Origin of the sequence: Tolumonas auensis DSM 9187, assembly GCF_000023065.1 — a bacterium.
GTDB classification, from domain to species: Bacteria; Pseudomonadota; Gammaproteobacteria; order Enterobacterales; family Aeromonadaceae; genus Tolumonas; species Tolumonas auensis.
Map to the genome: position 1 here is coordinate 3,174,588 of NC_012691.1, position 16,538 is coordinate 3,191,125.

Sequence of the window (16,538 nt, forward strand, 5' to 3'; positions counted from 1 at the left end):
TTAACCTCCGAAGAGATCCTTCTTATGTGTCGCTGACATCGCGGTCCAGCGTTTACGCAACGCATAGGCACTGGATTTCGGACGACGATCACGGGTGAAGATCCCTTTCTTGTTGCCACCGACACGAATGATGCCTTGTGAGGTCGCAAAGTCAGCAAAGTTCCATACCTGCTCACCTACCACCGCTTCCACACGATCAAATACCCGGTGATACATATTGAGGAACTCGATCTGGAATTCCTCGGTCCACATGGACGGCACCACAGAGCGCAGGCCATTCATGGTATCTGCACCGTATTCGGTGATGATCAGCGGTACGCCGTATTTTTCTTCCCAGGCTCGCAGATCGGCTTCCAGCATGCGTTCCGCTGCTTTCAGATCACCGGCATCGGTGTACCAGCCGAAATAACGGTTCAGACAGATCACATCAAACAGCGCCGCGATCTTGTCTTTTTCCGCATTCACGAACATCACGCTGGCATAGGTCACCGGACGGCTCGGATCCAGACGGCGGGTCTCATCCACCAGCGGCTTAAAGTAAGCATAGGCGTTGTCCGGGCTGCTGTCAGGTTCGTTGGTGATACTCCACGCCACCACACACGGATGGTTTTTATCGCGGGCAATCAGTTCGCTGATCGCGGCCAGATGCGCCTGTTGGGTCGCGTTGGAGATCCCTTCTTCCGAATACAGCTCTTTCGGTTCCACCACCTGCGGATTCAGGGTCTTGCCGATCACCATGTTCAGGCCCACGGCGGCAGTTTCGTTGATCACCACGATGCCGTGACGATCCGCATAGTCGAGCACCTCTTCGGCATACGGATAATGCGAGGTACGGAACGAGTTGGCGCCGATCCAGTTCATCAGCTCGAAATCATGCACCATCATCACGTCGTCATGCGCTTTACCGCGCAGGTCGCTGTCCTCGTGTTTACCGAACCCGGTGAAATAGAACGGCTCGCCGTTGATCAGGAAGCGTTTACCTTCCACCTTCACAGAACGGATACCCACCGCCAGTGAATAGGCATCGCCGGTACCCTGTTCACCGGTGAACTGGACCGTCAGGGTGTACAGATAGGCTTTGCCCGGCTGCCACGGGGTTGCATTCCCGACATTCAGACGGCCGCTGTCGCCGCTCGCGGAAGCAACTTCTTTGCCGGCCGCGTCGGTCAAACGCACGCTGACCGAACCGGTACCGGTGGTTACCACCGAATAGTCCACTACCCCGTCACGGCCATCGTATTCGGTGACCACGGTAACGTCCTGGATGTGGGCTTTCGCCGTGGCATATAACCAGACGGAACGGTGCAGACCGGCATAGTTAAAGAAATCATGGAAATACTGCTGTTTCAGACGGCCATCCGGCTGTGTCAGCACCTGTCCCGGCGGGATGGTGTCCCAGCTCAGTACGTTGTTGACGCAGACGGTCAGACGGCAGGATTTACCGGCCTGTACATAGGCGCTGATATCCGCTTCAAACGGGGTATAACCACCCTGATGATCCATCACCAGCACATCGTTCACCCACACGGTGCCACGATGGGTAGCGGCATCAAAGCGCAGCACAATGCGCTGATCTTTCCAGCCGGCCGGAATAAAGGTTTCGGTCTGATACCAGACATCACCGACGTGATCGCGGATTTCGGCTTCCGGAAAAATGTCGTTATAGCTGGCAGGCACCGGGATCTCCCGCGCCGCCGGCAATGGTTGCAGCCACCACTGTTGCTGACGCCCTTCCGCCGCACGATCAACAGCAAATTGCCACAAACCGTTCAGTGATTTGCGCTCCCGGAACTGATTCTCTACAGGCTTCAGCACTTTAGGCTCCTTAGTGATATACGTCTCAAATAACTATAGGCCAGATAACGTCATACTTTCTTACCCCGCCCGTTTGTGTAAGATTCGCCCAGCTGAGCCATACTTTCCAATTCATTATTCGTTAGCTGTAATACCTTTTTTATATGGGAGTCGCCATGGATATCCGGCAGCTGAAATACTTCATTGCAGTAGCAGAAGAACAGAATTTTGGCCGTGCTGCAGAGCGCCTGCACCGCTCGCAACCGCCGCTGACCCGCCAGATCCAGACGCTGGAAGAAGAGCTGGGTGTCCTGCTGTTCCGGCGTACCGCCAAGGGGGTGGAACTGACCCAGGCCGGCGAAACGCTGCAACGCGATGCGATGAATATTCTGGCACTGGTGAAACAGGCGACCGAGCGGGCACAGCTTGCCGCGAAAGGACAAATCGGCATTCTTGATGTCGGGGTCTATGGCTCGGCCTCGCTGAATACCATCCCCGCACTGCTGTCGATCTTTTCCGAAAAACATCCGGATGTGGAGATCCGCCTGCATAACGCGCACCGTTCGATTCAGCTCGAGGCGTTACGCCAGCGGCGTGTCCTGATCGCGTTCGATCGCTACCGGCCGGAAGATACCGACCTGGCGGTCGAACTGGTCTCGCAGGAGCCGCTGATCGTTGCCTTTAAACAGAATCATCCGCTGGCGGCAAAAGAAATTGTTTCGATAGAAGATCTGAGAAATGAACCAATGTCGATGCCGGCTGCGCTGAACACCCTGACCGTGAATGCCGCGCTCAACCTCTGCCGGGCACATGGCTTTGAACCCCGGCTGGTGAACGAAGCAACCGATGTCATTACCGGACTGGTCACCCTCGCCAGCAGTCAGCATGGCGTGGCACTCATTCCGGCATCCGTAGCCACCCTGCAGATCCCGGGGCTGGTGTTCCGTCCGCTGAAAGAGACCCGCGAAATCTTTATGGAACTGAACTGCTTCTATCTGAAAGATGAAGCATCCCCGCTGCTGCGCGAACTGCTGCAGGTGGTGCACGAGTATCGCCGGGAGAATGAACGGATGTTGCGGGAGAGTATTTCAGTTCAGGCATGATTCGGGGAAATAACGCCGGGTTCACCGCCCCGGCGCTATTCTTCCTGATCCCATTTCGTTATGCGTTTTTCCGGCGCATATAATGCCGCCAGCCACCCAGCGCGGTGATCTCTTCGGCGCCGGCAATGCCGTACGGTTCACAAATAAATCCGGACACCCGGCTGCCATCAGCCAGTTGTACCTTGCCAATACCCAGTGGTGCCGGAATGCCGGCGACAAAGGAGCCGAACTCTGCTGCCGGTACACGCCACACTTCCACCTCAATCGCCTTGCCGACTTGTTCATCACGGATCAGCCCCGGACGATACGGCGGCCCGCCCGCCAGTGCATACATGCGGTAACAAGCTGCCGTGGTGGTGGTCTGCACCAAGACTGCATGGCGTTCCGTCAGCTGCCAGTTCAGCGGCAGACCGGAAAGATGCGCTCCGCACACCACCACATCAATCGTATCTGCCTGCGGCATGACAACCACGGGGGTATTGGCAGGTAATGGCTGATGACCCGCGCCCAGCGGTAATGCCAGCTGTCGTTGCCACTGATCGCCCAATGCCAGCAGTACGTCATCCTGAAAGGCCGGTGCAAACAGCGTGATCCCGAACGGTAAATTCTGCTTGTCGCCACCGGTACGGAAACCGGCAGGTAAGGCGATCGCGCTGTAATCCAGCAGATTCATAAAGTTGGTGTAATAACCGAGATTGCTGTTGAGCTGGATCGGATCCACTTTCACATCCTGAATTTTATAAATCGTACCGGTGGTCGGCGTGACAATCAGATCTACCTTCGCCAGCTCGGCATCGGCAATTCGTTTCAGGCGTTGCAACTCATACAATGCTTCATAGGCCTCCACGGCACTGCGCGACTCAGCACCCCCGACAATGGTCTGAATCACCGGCAGACAACGGCCGGGATCGGCGCGGAAGAAATCCTTAATCGCCGCCAACCGCTCCGCCACCCACGGACCTTCATACAGCAGACGCGCGGCCTGTAGGAAAGGTTCAAGATCAACGGTGATGGCCTTGCCACCCAAAGCCTCCAATGTTCTGACGGATTGCCAAAACAGGACTTCCGCTGCTTCATCGCCGAAAAACTTCAGTTGGTCTTGCGCCGGAACACCAAAGCGGAACTGAGCTGGAATTGGTTTTGCCGTCTGCGCTTCCCGTGCAAACGGATCCTGCGGATCAAACTGCGCCGCAATCGGCCAGACCGCCGCCAGATCCGCCGCGGTCTGTGCAAAGATGGTCACGCAATCCAGGCTCTTGCAGGCCGGCACCACGCCAGAACAACTGATGCGCCCTTTGGTGCCTTTTAAGCCGAGAATATTGTTAAACGCTGCCGGTACCCGACCTGAACCGGCGGTATCGGTGCCCAGTGAAAAACAGACCTGACTGGTCGCCACCGCCACCGCCGAACCGGAGCTGGAGCCACCGGAGATATAGTCCGGATCAATACTGTTCTGACATGCACCATATGGGCTGCGCACGCCCACCAGCCCGGTTGCAAACTGATCGAGGTTGGTTTTACCCAGCGGAATGGCACCGGCTGCAATCAATTGCTGCACCACAAAGGCTGATGCCGGCGGCTGATAGGCAAAATCCGGACACGCCGCGGTCGTCGGCAGCCCGGCCAGATCGATGTTGTCCTTGATCGCAAACGGAATGCCGAACAGGGGCAGATCGTCCGGCGAATGTCCTTCCAGCCCGTCAAGATACGATTGTAGCTGTTCGCTGGAAAGCAGCGAGATCCAGACATGGCGTTCGTCCGCCTGCGCCTGCTGCAGACAGCGGTGTACTAACTGATGCGGGGTCAGTTCCCCGCGGCGATATGCGTCATGAATGGCACTGATGGTCATCGGTTGCGTCATGCTTATTCCTCCAGTACCAGTAAACGTTGTCCGGCGCGCACCTGCTGTCCGGCTTCACGACAGACATTGACCACCAGACCGGCATGCGGTGCCAGCACCTCAATTTCCATCTTCATCGATTCGATGATCAGCAACGGCTGGCCGGCCTTGACCTGCTCACCTTCGTTGACCAGCATCTGCCAGACGTTACCGGAGACCAGACTTTCCACCGCCTTGTGATGATCCGGCAGCTCTTCCTCTTCGCCGGTTTCCAGCATCATGTCGCCGTCGGCACTGAAGTTGGCCTGACCGCTTTCAATCCAGCGCTGACGCTCGGCTTCAAACGCGGTTTGCTGGCGTTCTTTCGCCACCCGGATTTCATCCGCATGTTCATCCAGCAGCTGGTTATAATCGGCCAGTGAGAACTCGATTTCTTCTATCTTCAGCGGATAACGCCCGCGCGGGAAATCACGGCGGATTTTCAGTAACTCTTCCGCAGAGACTTCATAGAATTTGATTTGATCGAAGAAGCGCAGCAGCCATGGCTGGCTGAATTCGGCAGTCTGGCGATAGCGGTTCCACATCTGCAGCGTGCGACCGACAAACTGATAACCGCCCGGCCCTTCCATGCCATACACGCAAAGGTACGCGCCGCCGATGCCGACCGCATTTTCCGGGGTCCAAGTGCGTGCCGGGTTGTATTTGGTGGTCACCAGCCGATGCCGCGGATCGAGTGGTGTTGCCACCGGCGCACCGAGATAGACATCACCCAAGCCCATCACCAGATAGTTGGCATTAAAGACAATCTCTTTGACCTGTTCGATGGAGTCGAGCCCGTTAATGCGGCGGATAAACTCGATATTCGACGGGCACCACGGCGCATCTTTACGCACCAGCTCATCGTATTTGCGGATCGCCAGCCGGGTCGCTTCGTCATCCCACGACAGTGGCAGATGCACGATACGCGCCGGCACTTTGATCTGCTCGATATCGGTCAGCTCGCTTTCCGCCTGTTCCAGTAATTCCAGTAACCGCGTCAATGGTAACTGCAGATTATCGTAATGGATCTGCAGCGAACGGATGCCCGGCGTGAGTTCCAGCACCCCGGCAATACCGGCTTCCTGCAGCCACAGCATCAGCGCATGGGCACGGAAACGCAGGCGAATATCCAGCACCTGCGTGCCGTATTCCACCAGCAGATAATCATCACCACTCGGGCGATACACTACTTTTTCACCGTATTTTTCCGCCGCCAGGATTTTCAGCACCGGCGTGGTGGGCGGTGCAATTTCAACAGTAACCGGTTGTGCGGTTAATGAGTCCAGTTCTGCCAGCTGGGCGCGTTCCAGTCTTTCGGCATCGGCAATCGACACCGGCACGAAACGCACTTTATCGCCCGCTTTCAGCTGGCCCATCTTCCACAGGTCGGCTTTAACAATGGTGGCCGGACAGACAAAGCCGCCCAGACTCGGGCCATCCGGCCCTAAGATAACCGGCATATCGCCGGTAAAATCCACCGTCCCGATGGCATACGCGTTGTCGTGCAGGTTGGACGGATGTAATCCCGCCTCGCCACCATCGGCGCGTGCCCACTCCGGTTTCGGGCCAATCAGACGCACCCCGGTCCGGCTGGAGTTGTAATGCACCTCGTAGTCGGTGGCGAAGAAGGCGGTAATATCGTTATCGGTGAAAAAATCCGGCGCACCGTGCGGGCCGTAAATGACGCGGAGTTCCCACTGATTGGCAATCGCGGGTTGCAGTTCAGTCGGTAAGCTTTGTTCTGCTACCAGTACAGACTGTTCCGGCAGATGCAACACATCCCCGGCCTGAAGCGAGCGGCCGACATGACCGCCAAACTGCCCCAGCGTAAAGGTGGAACGGCTGCCCAGATATTCCGGACAATCAATGCCGCCCGCCAGCAGCAGATAGCTGCGCGCCCCGGCAGTCGCCACTTTGCCCAGCTGCAACGTGCTGCCCGCCGGCACCGTGACCACCTGCCACATCGGCACAGGTGCACCATCAAGTTTTGCGTCGATAGCGGCACCACTGAGCACGATCTGACGGGCGGTATTGAATTTCAGTGTCGGCCCGGACAGGGTAATTTCCAGTCCGGCACAGGTTTCGTCATTCTTCAGTAAACGGTTGCCCAGACGGAACGACCAGTTATCCATCGGACCGGACGGCGGCACGCCGATATCCCAGTAACCAACGCGGCCGGGGAAATCCTGAATGGTGGTCTGCGTGCCACCGGAGAGCACATCAATCGTTGCCGGGGTGTAACTGAATTCATTCAAGGTGCGGGTCAGCACTTTGCCCTGCTGCACCACCTCACTGCTCAGCAGCGCCAGCAGATAATCACGGTTGGTTTCGATGCCGTAAACTTCGCTGTGCTGCAGCATAGCGCTCAGTTGCTGAATGGTCTGCTCACGATCTGCCGACCAGGCAATCAGTTTTGCCAGCATTGGATCAAAGAACGGCGGCACTTCCAGACCGGCATCCAGCCAGTGATCGATACGGCAGGTTTTGCGATCCTGCTCTGGAAAGCTGACATGACTGATCAGCCCGGCACTCGGACGGAAATTCTTCGCCGGATCTTCGGCATACAACCGCACCTGAATGGCATGCCCTTTCGGCGTCAGATCTTTCGCCAGACTATCCAGTGGTGCCAGTTCACCGGCGCCCAGTTCAATCATCCAGCGCACCAGATCCACGCCATACACCTGCTCGGTAACACCGTGCTCGACCTGCAAGCGGGTGTTTACTTCGAGAAAATAGAACTGGCCACTGAGGTCGTCATAGACATATTCCACGGTACCGGCACTGCGGTAGCACACCTGCTGACCCAGTTGCACCGCGGTCGCTTGTAATGCCTGACGCACGTCGTCGGAGAGGTTCGGCGCCGGACACTCTTCAATCACTTTCTGGTTACGGCGCTGGGCGGAGCAGTCACGTTCACCAATGGCAATCACCTTACCCTGACCATCACCAAACATCTGTACTTCGATATGACGGGCATTTTCGATAAACTTTTCGAGGAACATGCCGCCGTTGCTGAAGTTGTTTTCCGACAGCCGTTTGACCGATGCATACGCTGACGTCAGCTCTTCCGCAGAAAAGCAGCGCTGCATACCAATACCACCACCACCGGCGGTACTTTTCAGCATCACCGGATAACCAATGCGTGCCGCTTCAACTAACGCATCATCCAATGATGACAACAAACCGGTGCCCGGCAATAACGGCACCTGTGCCGCTTCCGCCAGCGCCCGCGCTTCGTGTTTCAGACCAAACGCCACCATCTGCTCCGGGGTCGGGCCTAAAAACACCAGCCCTTCCTCGACACAACGACGGGCAAAATCCGGGTTTTCACTGAGGAAACCATAACCGGGATGAATGGCCTGCGCGCCGGTCTGTCTGGCAATGGCGATGAGTTTGTTTTGCGCGAGATAGGTTTGTGCGGCAGCACCTTCACCGAGTGACCAGGCTTCGTCAGCGTCTAACACATGACGGCTGTCCGCATCGGCTTCGCTATATACCGCTACAGAGGTAACACCCATGCTTTTCAGGGTGCGGATAATTCGGCAGGCAATCGCGCCGCGGTTGGCAATCAATACTTTACTGAACATAAGTTTAACTCTGTTCAATGCTGCCGGAAGGTATCTTCCGTCAGACTTCGGGTCGTCCCGCAAAAAATCAGGGAGCGGCTCAAGGTCGTCCTTGCGCTCAAATCTTTTGGCTAGTTAATTCCAGACCAGCACGTCAACCGGGGTCGGGTTGTAGGCATTACACGGGTTGTTCAGCTGCGGACAGTTGGAAATCAGCACAATCACATCCATCAATGCTTTCAGCTCGACATATTTACCCGGCGCACTGATACCGTCGGCAAAGCTCAAACCACCATCCGCGGTGATCGGCACGTTCATGAAGAAGTTGATGTTATGGGTGATGTCGCGTTTGCTCATGCCGAATTCCGGATTTTCGGTCACCGCCAGCAACCAGCTGTCGCGGCAGGCATGCATGTGTTTTTTGCCCAGATCGTAACGCACCTGATTACTCTCGGTGGCACAGGCACCGCCCAGTGTGTCGTGACGACCGCAGGTATCGGCGACAATCTCCAGCATCGGATGGCCTTCGTTGGTCATCAATACAGAACCTGTCGTCAGATAGACATTGCCCTGCTCACGGATGGTATCCACCGCGCTGTAACGCTCGGCCGGGTTAGCCGCTGAGTAAAACAGTGTGTCCGCCGCCTGATTACCTTCCGAATCGACAATGCGGATGGTCTGGCCGGCTTTTACCACTTTCATCCAGTAATCCCCCGCCCGCACCGTTTCGCGATAGGCAACATCAACCGGGTTTAACAGACTTTCCTTGATCATGAATGGCTCCTTAGTGACCGGCACAGCAAACATAACGACGGGTATTTTCAAAACCACGGCCATTTTCCGGACGGGACATGCGGCAGATATCATCCGCCGCCACCGGATCCGCCTTATACACCCCGTACTGAATGGGTTTGCGCGGATAGTCAGCAGCCGGGTTCATCGGATGCGGACAGGTGTTAAACACCACCAGCGTTTCCATTTCAAAGCGCAGGGTTATCGTGTTGCCAGCCTGGGAATGCCCTTCGGCAAACTGCAGATTACCTTCATCATCGGTAAACACTTTGCTGAACAGATTGAGGTTCGCCGCCAGATCGCGCGCGCCTAGCCCGTATTTCGCCACTTCCACCAGAAAGCTGTCGTAGCCGTTCTGCTTCCACAGATTGCGCTCATGCTGATAATCACGATCGCCCCAGCGCGCCGCGATTTTGGCTTTGTTGGTGGTACCGGCCACGGTATCGATCCAGCCGGTATCATCCTGAATAACCGAGCAAAAAATGCGGCCCATATCGGAATACAGACAATGCCCGGTCGTCAGTTTAAAGGTGTGCTGACATTTCAGCGTATCCGGCGCGTTATAACGCTCCAGCAGGTTGCGCGGGTTGTAAAACAGCATCCCGACATTGGCGCCACCTTCCACATCGGTGATTTTCAGCAGCGACCCTGCCGGCATCACCATCGACCAGTGACTGCCACCCGGCAGTGCATCTTCATACAGTAATTCGGCCATGTTATTGCTCCCCTTCTGTTTTTTCTGAGGATAAGAGTGCTTCCGGTGAAAAGCGTTGCGCATCTTCGGCTTTCAGCTTTCCACCGTGTAAAGGAATGTCATAGGTAATTTGCGCGCCATAGCGTTGCGGCGATTGCGGGTCATGCCGTGCTTTATCAAACACCCACAACCGGCTGCCCAGCGCAAATCCCTCTTTCAAATCGTGCGTCACCATGAAAATGGTTAAGCCCTGCTGTAACCACAGTTCACGGATCAGCTGATGCATATCCGCGCGGATACCGGGATCCAGCGCCCCGAACGGTTCATCCAGCAGCAGAATGCGCGGCTTTTTCATCAGTGCCTGCGCAATCGCCAGCCGTTGTTGCATGCCGCCGGACAGTTCACTCGGATAACGCTGTAACGCATGACCTAAGCCCACCCGTTCCAGCATCGCTACCGCGCGCTCTTCCGCCTGCTTTTTTGCAGCACCGAACAACTTGCCCAGCCATCTGGATTGCGCGAACTCATCCGCCAGCAGCACATTGCCGAGTGCGGTTAAATGCGGAAACACCGAATACTTCTGGAACACGATGCCGCGATGCTCGTCCGGTTCCTGCGGGATCGGTTTGCCATCCAGCAACAACTCGCCGCGCGACACACTCTCGGTGCCCAGCACCAGTTTCAGGAAGGTGCTTTTGCCACAACCGGATGCACCGACCACCGTGACAAACTCACCGGCATTGATGGAGACGTTGATGCGCTCCAGCACACACACATCGCCGTATTCTTTCCAGACGTTTTTCGCCTGCAGGATTGGCATACTCATCCCTGTGCCTCCCCGTTACGACCGAAATACCAGGGGAACGCTTTCCGGGCCGTCACTTTTAATAACCAGTCCATCGCAAACGCCAGCAGCGTGATCCAGACCACATACGGCAGGATCACCGACATATCGAGGTAACGCCGCACCAGGAAAATCCGGTAGCCCAGCCCCTGCGTCGCGGCAATCGCCTCCGCTGCAATCAGGAACAGCCAGGCACTGCCGAGTGTCAGACGGACCGCCTCAAACAGACGCGGTAACACCTGCGGCAACATCATGCGCAGCAAAATCTGCCAGCTGGTCGCCCCCAGTGTCTGCGCCTTGATCAGTTGTTCTTCCGGCAGACTCAGTGTTTTTAACTGCAAATCACGGATCAGGATCGGGCAGATGCCAATCACAATCAGCATCACCTTCGCCAGATCGCCGAGTCCGAATACAATGAACAGAATCGGCAGGATCGCCATCGGCGGGATCAACGACACAGTCGTGACCAGCGGTGAAAAAGGGATCCGGATCAGCGGAATGCCGCCATTCAGCAAGCCGACACTCAGCCCCAGCAGCGCACTGATGCCGACCCCCATCAGCAGCAGACGCAGGCTGGACAGCGTATCGGCCCACAGCAGGTATTCCCCGGTACGACGGCTCGGCTCGAACGCCATTTTTGCAATCGAATCAAAGATCGCCGGAAAAGAAGGCAGCAGCTTGTCATTCGGGTTCACCGCCAGACGCGCTTCTGAATTCAGCAAATAAAGCACCAGCACAATCACAAACGGCAGCAGTGCCAGTAACCAGCGACCTAAGCGATCCGGTTGTCGATTAATGAGTCGGGCCATCGCCTATCTCCTTAAAACCTGAGATCACAGCTTGCCGTCGGCAGCCATCTGCATATAAGTCGGATCAAAACGCAGCTTCACGTTGTTGGCGTCACCGTAAATCCCGGTTGGCGTCTGCACCCCGACAAAACCGGCATTCGGTGCACTGTCACCTAACAGGCCGTGCTTGTAGGAAAACTCCGCTACCTGCTGCATGGTCAGCTTCAGATTCGGGCTCTGAGTCTGCGCCACCGCATCCGCTGGTTTATAGAACATGAACGTCGCTTTCAGCTGCGAGTCATAGTCCGCCAGATCCGTGCCGGCCGCTTTCGCCATCAGCGTGCGCGCCTCTTTGGCTTTGGCATCCGAACCCGACATCACACCCATGATTTCATACCAGGCACCGGTCAGCGCTTTACCCAACTCAGGGTGCGCTTTCAGCTTGTCGGTTTTCACCACCATCAAATCAAGAATTTCACCGGGGATCTGGCTGGAATCGAATACTTTGTTCGCATTCGGCTGTTTCATGATTTCAGATAACAGCGGGTTCCAGGTCACTGTTGCAGTGACATCCGGTGTAGTAAAAGCGGAAACCAGATCGGCATCCGAGGTATTCACGACCGTCACATCCTTCTCGCTCAGCCCCTGCGTTTCCAGCGCACGCGCCAGCAGATAATGCGACACACTCAGTTCAACCAGATTCACCGACTGACCCTGAATATCTTTCAGTGAGGTTTTGTCTTTCAGTACGATACCGTCATTGCCGTTGGAATAATCACCCACGATCAGCGCGGTAGAATCAACGCCACCGGCCGCCGGGATCGTCAGCGCATCCATGTTGGTCATCACGCAACCATCAAAGCCACCCGCGGTATATTGGTTGATCGATTCGACGTAGTCGTTGACCTGTACGACATCAATCTCAATGTCGTATTTATCCGCCCATTTTTTGACAATACCGCTTTGCGCCGCATAGTCCCAGGGCATCCAGCCGGCATAAATCGTCCAGGCAACTTTGAATTTTTCTTTCGCAAACGCAGGAACAGAACCGAATAAAAAGACCGGCAACAGGCCAACACACAGCCATTTGCGGAATGACGAGCCAAATGAAGATTTTTTCATGTTTCCCTCCCTGGGAGCACGTTGGTCAAATACGAGAGATCATGGCTGTGCGCCGCTGTCTCCCGGGTTTTTGTCCCGCCGTGTAACCTTCAGGAAGGTCGATAACTCTCGGACCAGTCACTTAAGCATTGTTTGCCAAGCCGGAACCCTAGTCATCCATTAACAAGTTGTGGCACAGAAGTCAGCGCAAACACGCCATCATCATCAAGTGCGGTATTCGGTTAACAATGATGCAAGTCATGCGCCAATTCCGGAAAATGATTTTTTCGACAAAAAACACCCAAACAAATCCCTTTTTGGATCATTACTGACAAAAGTAAGGATTAATTGACCCGAATCGCACCAATTCTGGGCCCCAGAAAGGACCACCAGGCAAGCAAAGTCATACGGCAAAGAAAGATAGAACGATTATCGGCACAGGCATCGCTGACCCGCTTCGCTCAGGGAATAGATGATGAAATTTTCCGGACGCCGGAAAAGCAAAAACCCCGCCGAAGCGGGGTTTTCTGAAGATGGTCGGTGATAAAGGATTCGAACCTTTGACCCTCTGGTCCCAAACCAGATGCGCTACCGGGCTGCGCTAATCACCGAATGCGTGCATTATGCCACCAACACTATAAAAGGGAAATCAAAGATAACGCCGTTCTGACTGATTGCTCAATTTGACACCAATTCGCGTGCATTTACCATTCAATGCACACTTTATTATCATATGATGACCATAGAATGCGGCAATTTATCCATCGCCACGGACGTGTGGCCGTTATTTGGTGCCGGTCAGAAACGTTGTATCCACCCAGGCCGAGGCCTCCTGTAATGAGGCAAAGACGCCCTCGGCAGTCGAAAAATCGTGGTGCGCAGACATGGGAGTCGGTACCGCCAGACACGCCACGCCCGCCGAAGCAGCCGCCCTGACACCAGATTCCGTATCTTCAAACGTCAGACATTCGGCCGGGGTAATCCCCAGTTGCGCCATGGCCAGCAGGTAACAATCCGGCGCCGGTTTGTTCCGGCTGATATCCTCCCCGGACACAATCACCGAAAAATAGTCATGCAAGGCATGCACCCGTAATGTCACATCCACATTGCGTCTGGCGGCCCCCGTCACAATTCCCAGCTTCAGATCATGGCCGGAAAAATGCGCCAGTATGTCCCGCACCGCCGGCATTAACGGAAACCCCGCACTCGCAACGACCGCCCGGGTGAGTGATTTTTTCGCATCCGAGATGACATTGTACGGCACCGGCAAAGCAAACCGCCTTACCATATCTTCGGCATTTAATGTGGTCGGCACACCCGCGTAATGCTCTTTATACTGCTCAACGGTTAAGCCAACCCCATAGGCCGCTAACACCTGCTGCCACATCTGAAAATGCAACGGCTCCGAATTCACCAGCGTGCCGTCAAAATCAAAGAAGATCGCCTTCAGCGGCTTACGTCCAGCCGATGTATTCATGCACTCATATCTCCAGCGGGATTAATAAGATATAGCTAATTAAAGCATAGCTACGGAGAGTTTCGTCGTCTGAGATGCGATAAAAATTGGAGAGGAAATATTTCAAAACGCAGAAAAGCAAAAACCCCGCCGAAGCGGGGTTTTCTGAATGTGGTCGGTGATAAAGGATTCGAACCTTTGACCCTCTGGTCCCAAACCAGATGCGCTACCGGGCTGCGCTAATCACCGATTTTGTAACTCTTTAGTAAAGATTGGTGCGAAAGGAGGGACTCGAACCCTCACACCCGAAGGCACTAACACCTGAAGCTAGCGCGTCTACCAATTCCGCCACCTTCGCATCACTATTCTTTACTTTTAAATCTGGGGTGGCTAATGGGGCTCGAACCCACGACAACTGGAATCACAATCCAGGGCTCTACCAACTGAGCTATAGCCACCATTGCTATCTTGGAACTTCTCAGTTGAATCTATCAACGCTTGGTGCGCCCGACAGGATTCGAACCTGAGACCTTTGGCTCCGGAGGCCAACGCTCTATCCAGCTGAGCTACGGGCGCCTTGTCCTCAAGACGGGGCGAATATTAAGGTCTGATGAAAAACATGTCCAGCAATTTTAATAAAAAAATGTTCAGTTGCTGCAACTCTGTCCAATCCCCGCGCAATCCGGATATTTGTTGCTCAGTTTTCGGTCGGCAAAGCTTGATCTGACCGTAAATCAATTTACACTCAATTAACTGAATGAACGTTCATTCATTTTTTATGGGTGTGAATATGGCGCTGGAAAAACCTGAATTAATCATGGCTCATGCTGAGCAGTTATTTATTAGCCATGGCTTTCATGGCACCTCAATGCAGATGATTGCCAAGGCAGCCGGTATCGCGGCAGGCACCGTCTATCTGCACTTCGCCAGCAAAGAGGGGCTTATCCGCACCATCTATCGCCGGGCCGTCACCGATATGCTGGGTTGTCTGCTGAAAGGTTATGACCCGGCGCTGGCACCTTTCGAACGGTATCGGAGTTTCTGGCTAAACGCGTATCACGAGCTGAAAGAAAAACAGAATCTGGTGCACTTTAAAGATCTCTATGAACGTTCGCCGTTTTATAACGAAGATGACCGCCTCTGGGCGGATGAACAATGGAAACCGGTAGAACAGTTCTATCAGGATGGCATTGAAAGCGGTCTTTTACGCAACATGCCGCCGTGTATGTTGGGCTATTTGAGCCTGGGTTCCGTATTAAGTATTTCACAAACTCAAAGGGTAACCCCTTTTGAGATGACGCCGGAACTGGAAGAGCAACTGATCCGGGCCAGCTGGCGTGCCATTCTGGCGGAATGATCCCTGCCGTCCCATCAGAAAACACAATAACGGAGAGCAGAATGAAAAAGTGGATGGTCATTATGATACTGGTTGCGCTGTTGCTGTTCGGCAGTGTCATCGGTTTTAACTTCTATAACTTTGCCCAGAAGGGTAAAGAGATGGCCAGCAAGCCGGCACCGGTCTTTCCGGTAACGACGCTGACCGTGGAAGGCAGCGACTGGTCGCCAACACTGGAGGCGATTGGCTTTATTGAACCCAATCAGGGGCTGGATATCAGCACGCAGATTGCCGGCACCGTGGATAAGCTTTCTTTTGAATCGGGTGAGCAGGTGAAAAAAGGCACACTGCTGCTGTCACTGAATACCGATGTCGAACGAGCCAATCTGAAGAGTTCGCAAGGCAAGCTGCCGGCAGCAAAGGCCAATTATGAACGCATGCGCAGCCTGTATACCAAAGGCGGAGTCTCCAAAGGCAATCTGGATGATGCGCAGGCCGAGTATCTGGCACTGCAAGGGCAGATTGATGCGCTGCAGGCCACGATTGATCGTATGACCATCCGCGCACCGTTCAATGGTCAGGTCGGTTTACGCAATGTGTTTCTGGGTCAGTATCTGAAAGCGGGCGATAACATCGTACGACTGGAAGACACCTCAGTGATGAAGATCCGCTTTACGGTTGCGCAGACCGAACTGGCAAAAATCAAAGTCGGCCAGCAACTGGACATCATGGTCGATGCCTATCCGCAACGTCCGTTCAAAGGCACGATTGCCGCGATTGAACCGGCGGTAAAACAGCTCTCCGGTGTGATCGAAGTCCAGGCTGCGATCCCGAATGCGGAAGGGCTGCTGCGTTCCGGTATGTACGCCAAAGTTCAGGTGCTGCTGCCGGTGATCCGAGAGCAGATCATTGTTCCTCAGACGGCCATTAACTTTACCCTCTACGGCCAGACCGTGTATGTCGTGGAACAGGGTAAAGACGCCAAGGGTCAGCCGGTGAACATCGCGAAACAGGTCGTCGTGAATGTCGGTGAACGTGAAGCGGAGGTCGCTCATGTACTGAGTGGTCTGAAAGCCGGTGACGTGGTGGTCACTTCCGGCCAAATCCGTTTATCCAACGGCAGTCAGGTCAAGGCAGTGGAAGATAACACACTGGCGAAACCGGCTACTGTTCCTGCACTGTAAC

The 16,538-nt window shown here is 54.9% G+C and carries 12 protein-coding genes, 5 tRNA genes and 1 riboswitch; of the genes, 3 read left to right on the forward strand and 14 right to left on the reverse strand.

The window, feature by feature from the left end:
• Entirely contained in the window at positions 1-1,815 is a 1,815-nt protein-coding gene (uidA, locus tag TOLA_RS14835; RefSeq protein WP_015879934.1) for a beta-glucuronidase, read from the reverse strand.
• A 155-nt stretch (positions 1,816-1,970) separates the two neighbouring features.
• On the opposite strand from uidA, the gene TOLA_RS14840 reads away from it, so the two are divergent.
• Positions 1,971-2,897 (forward strand): LysR family transcriptional regulator, encoded by a 927-nt coding sequence (locus TOLA_RS14840; protein ID WP_015879935.1) that lies wholly within the window; start codon positions 1,971-1,973, stop codon positions 2,895-2,897.
• A 58-nt stretch (positions 2,898-2,955) separates the two neighbouring features.
• Here the strand turns inward: TOLA_RS14840 and atzF are convergent, their stop codons facing one another.
• The 13 genes from atzF to TOLA_RS14905 form a co-directional block, all read right to left on the reverse strand.
• Positions 2,956-4,758, reverse strand: a complete 1,803-nt coding sequence (atzF, locus tag TOLA_RS14845; protein WP_015879936.1) for an allophanate hydrolase — start codon at positions 4,756-4,758, stop codon at positions 2,956-2,958.
• A gap of 2 nt (positions 4,759-4,760) precedes the next feature.
• Complete coding sequence (gene uca, locus TOLA_RS14850) at positions 4,761-8,363, reverse strand: urea carboxylase (RefSeq protein ID WP_015879937.1); 3,603 nt, start codon at positions 8,361-8,363, stop codon at positions 4,761-4,763.
• A gap of 114 nt (positions 8,364-8,477) precedes the next feature.
• Positions 8,478-9,116, reverse strand: a complete 639-nt coding sequence (locus TOLA_RS14855) for an urea amidolyase associated protein UAAP2 (protein WP_015879938.1) — start codon at positions 9,114-9,116, stop codon at positions 8,478-8,480.
• Positions 9,117-9,126: 10 nt separating this feature from the next.
• A complete protein-coding gene (locus TOLA_RS14860) occupies positions 9,127-9,849 on the reverse strand; it encodes an urea amidolyase associated protein UAAP1 (RefSeq protein ID WP_015879939.1) in 723 nt (240 codons plus the stop codon).
• Position 9,850: 1 nt separating this feature from the next.
• Positions 9,851-10,654, reverse strand: coding sequence for an ABC transporter ATP-binding protein (locus TOLA_RS14865; protein ID WP_015879940.1), 804 nt, complete (start codon positions 10,652-10,654; stop codon positions 9,851-9,853).
• A complete protein-coding gene (locus TOLA_RS14870) occupies positions 10,651-11,481 on the reverse strand; it encodes an ABC transporter permease (protein WP_015879941.1) in 831 nt (276 codons plus the stop codon). Before TOLA_RS14870 ends, TOLA_RS14865 begins: the two co-directional genes overlap by 4 nt.
• Before the next feature lie 24 nt (positions 11,482-11,505).
• Positions 11,506-12,582: a putative urea ABC transporter substrate-binding protein gene (locus tag TOLA_RS14875; RefSeq protein ID WP_015879942.1), complete on the reverse strand. Its 1,077-nt coding sequence runs from the start codon at positions 12,580-12,582 to the stop codon at positions 11,506-11,508.
• A 57-nt stretch (positions 12,583-12,639) separates the two neighbouring features.
• Positions 12,640-12,745: riboswitch (guanidine-I (ykkC/yxkD leader) on the reverse strand.
• Positions 12,746-13,095: 350 nt separating this feature from the next.
• Positions 13,096-13,172: transfer RNA gene (locus TOLA_RS14880), tRNA-Pro, on the reverse strand.
• Positions 13,173-13,345: 173 nt separating this feature from the next.
• A complete protein-coding gene (locus TOLA_RS14885; protein ID WP_015879943.1) occupies positions 13,346-14,038 on the reverse strand; it encodes an HAD family hydrolase in 693 nt (230 codons plus the stop codon).
• A gap of 151 nt (positions 14,039-14,189) precedes the next feature.
• Positions 14,190-14,266 (reverse strand) — tRNA-Pro (locus TOLA_RS14890).
• A gap of 24 nt (positions 14,267-14,290) precedes the next feature.
• Positions 14,291-14,375: transfer RNA gene (locus TOLA_RS14895), tRNA-Leu, on the reverse strand.
• 24 nt (positions 14,376-14,399) lie between these two features.
• Positions 14,400-14,475: transfer RNA gene (locus tag TOLA_RS14900), tRNA-His, on the reverse strand.
• Between the two features lie 41 nt (positions 14,476-14,516).
• A tRNA-Arg gene (locus TOLA_RS14905) sits at positions 14,517-14,593 on the reverse strand.
• A 214-nt stretch (positions 14,594-14,807) separates the two neighbouring features.
• Here TOLA_RS14905 and TOLA_RS14910 point away from each other — a divergent pair.
• Together TOLA_RS14910 and TOLA_RS14915 are read left to right on the forward strand one after the other, a co-directional pair.
• Positions 14,808-15,374 carry a TetR/AcrR family transcriptional regulator gene (locus tag TOLA_RS14910; RefSeq protein ID WP_171804919.1) on the forward strand — a complete coding sequence of 189 codons (567 nt, stop codon included), beginning with the start codon at positions 14,808-14,810 and terminating at the stop codon, positions 15,372-15,374.
• 41 nt (positions 15,375-15,415) lie between these two features.
• Positions 15,416-16,537: an efflux RND transporter periplasmic adaptor subunit gene (locus tag TOLA_RS14915; protein ID WP_015879945.1), complete on the forward strand. Its 1,122-nt coding sequence runs from the start codon at positions 15,416-15,418 to the stop codon at positions 16,535-16,537.
• Position 16,538: the final 1 nt, after the last annotated feature.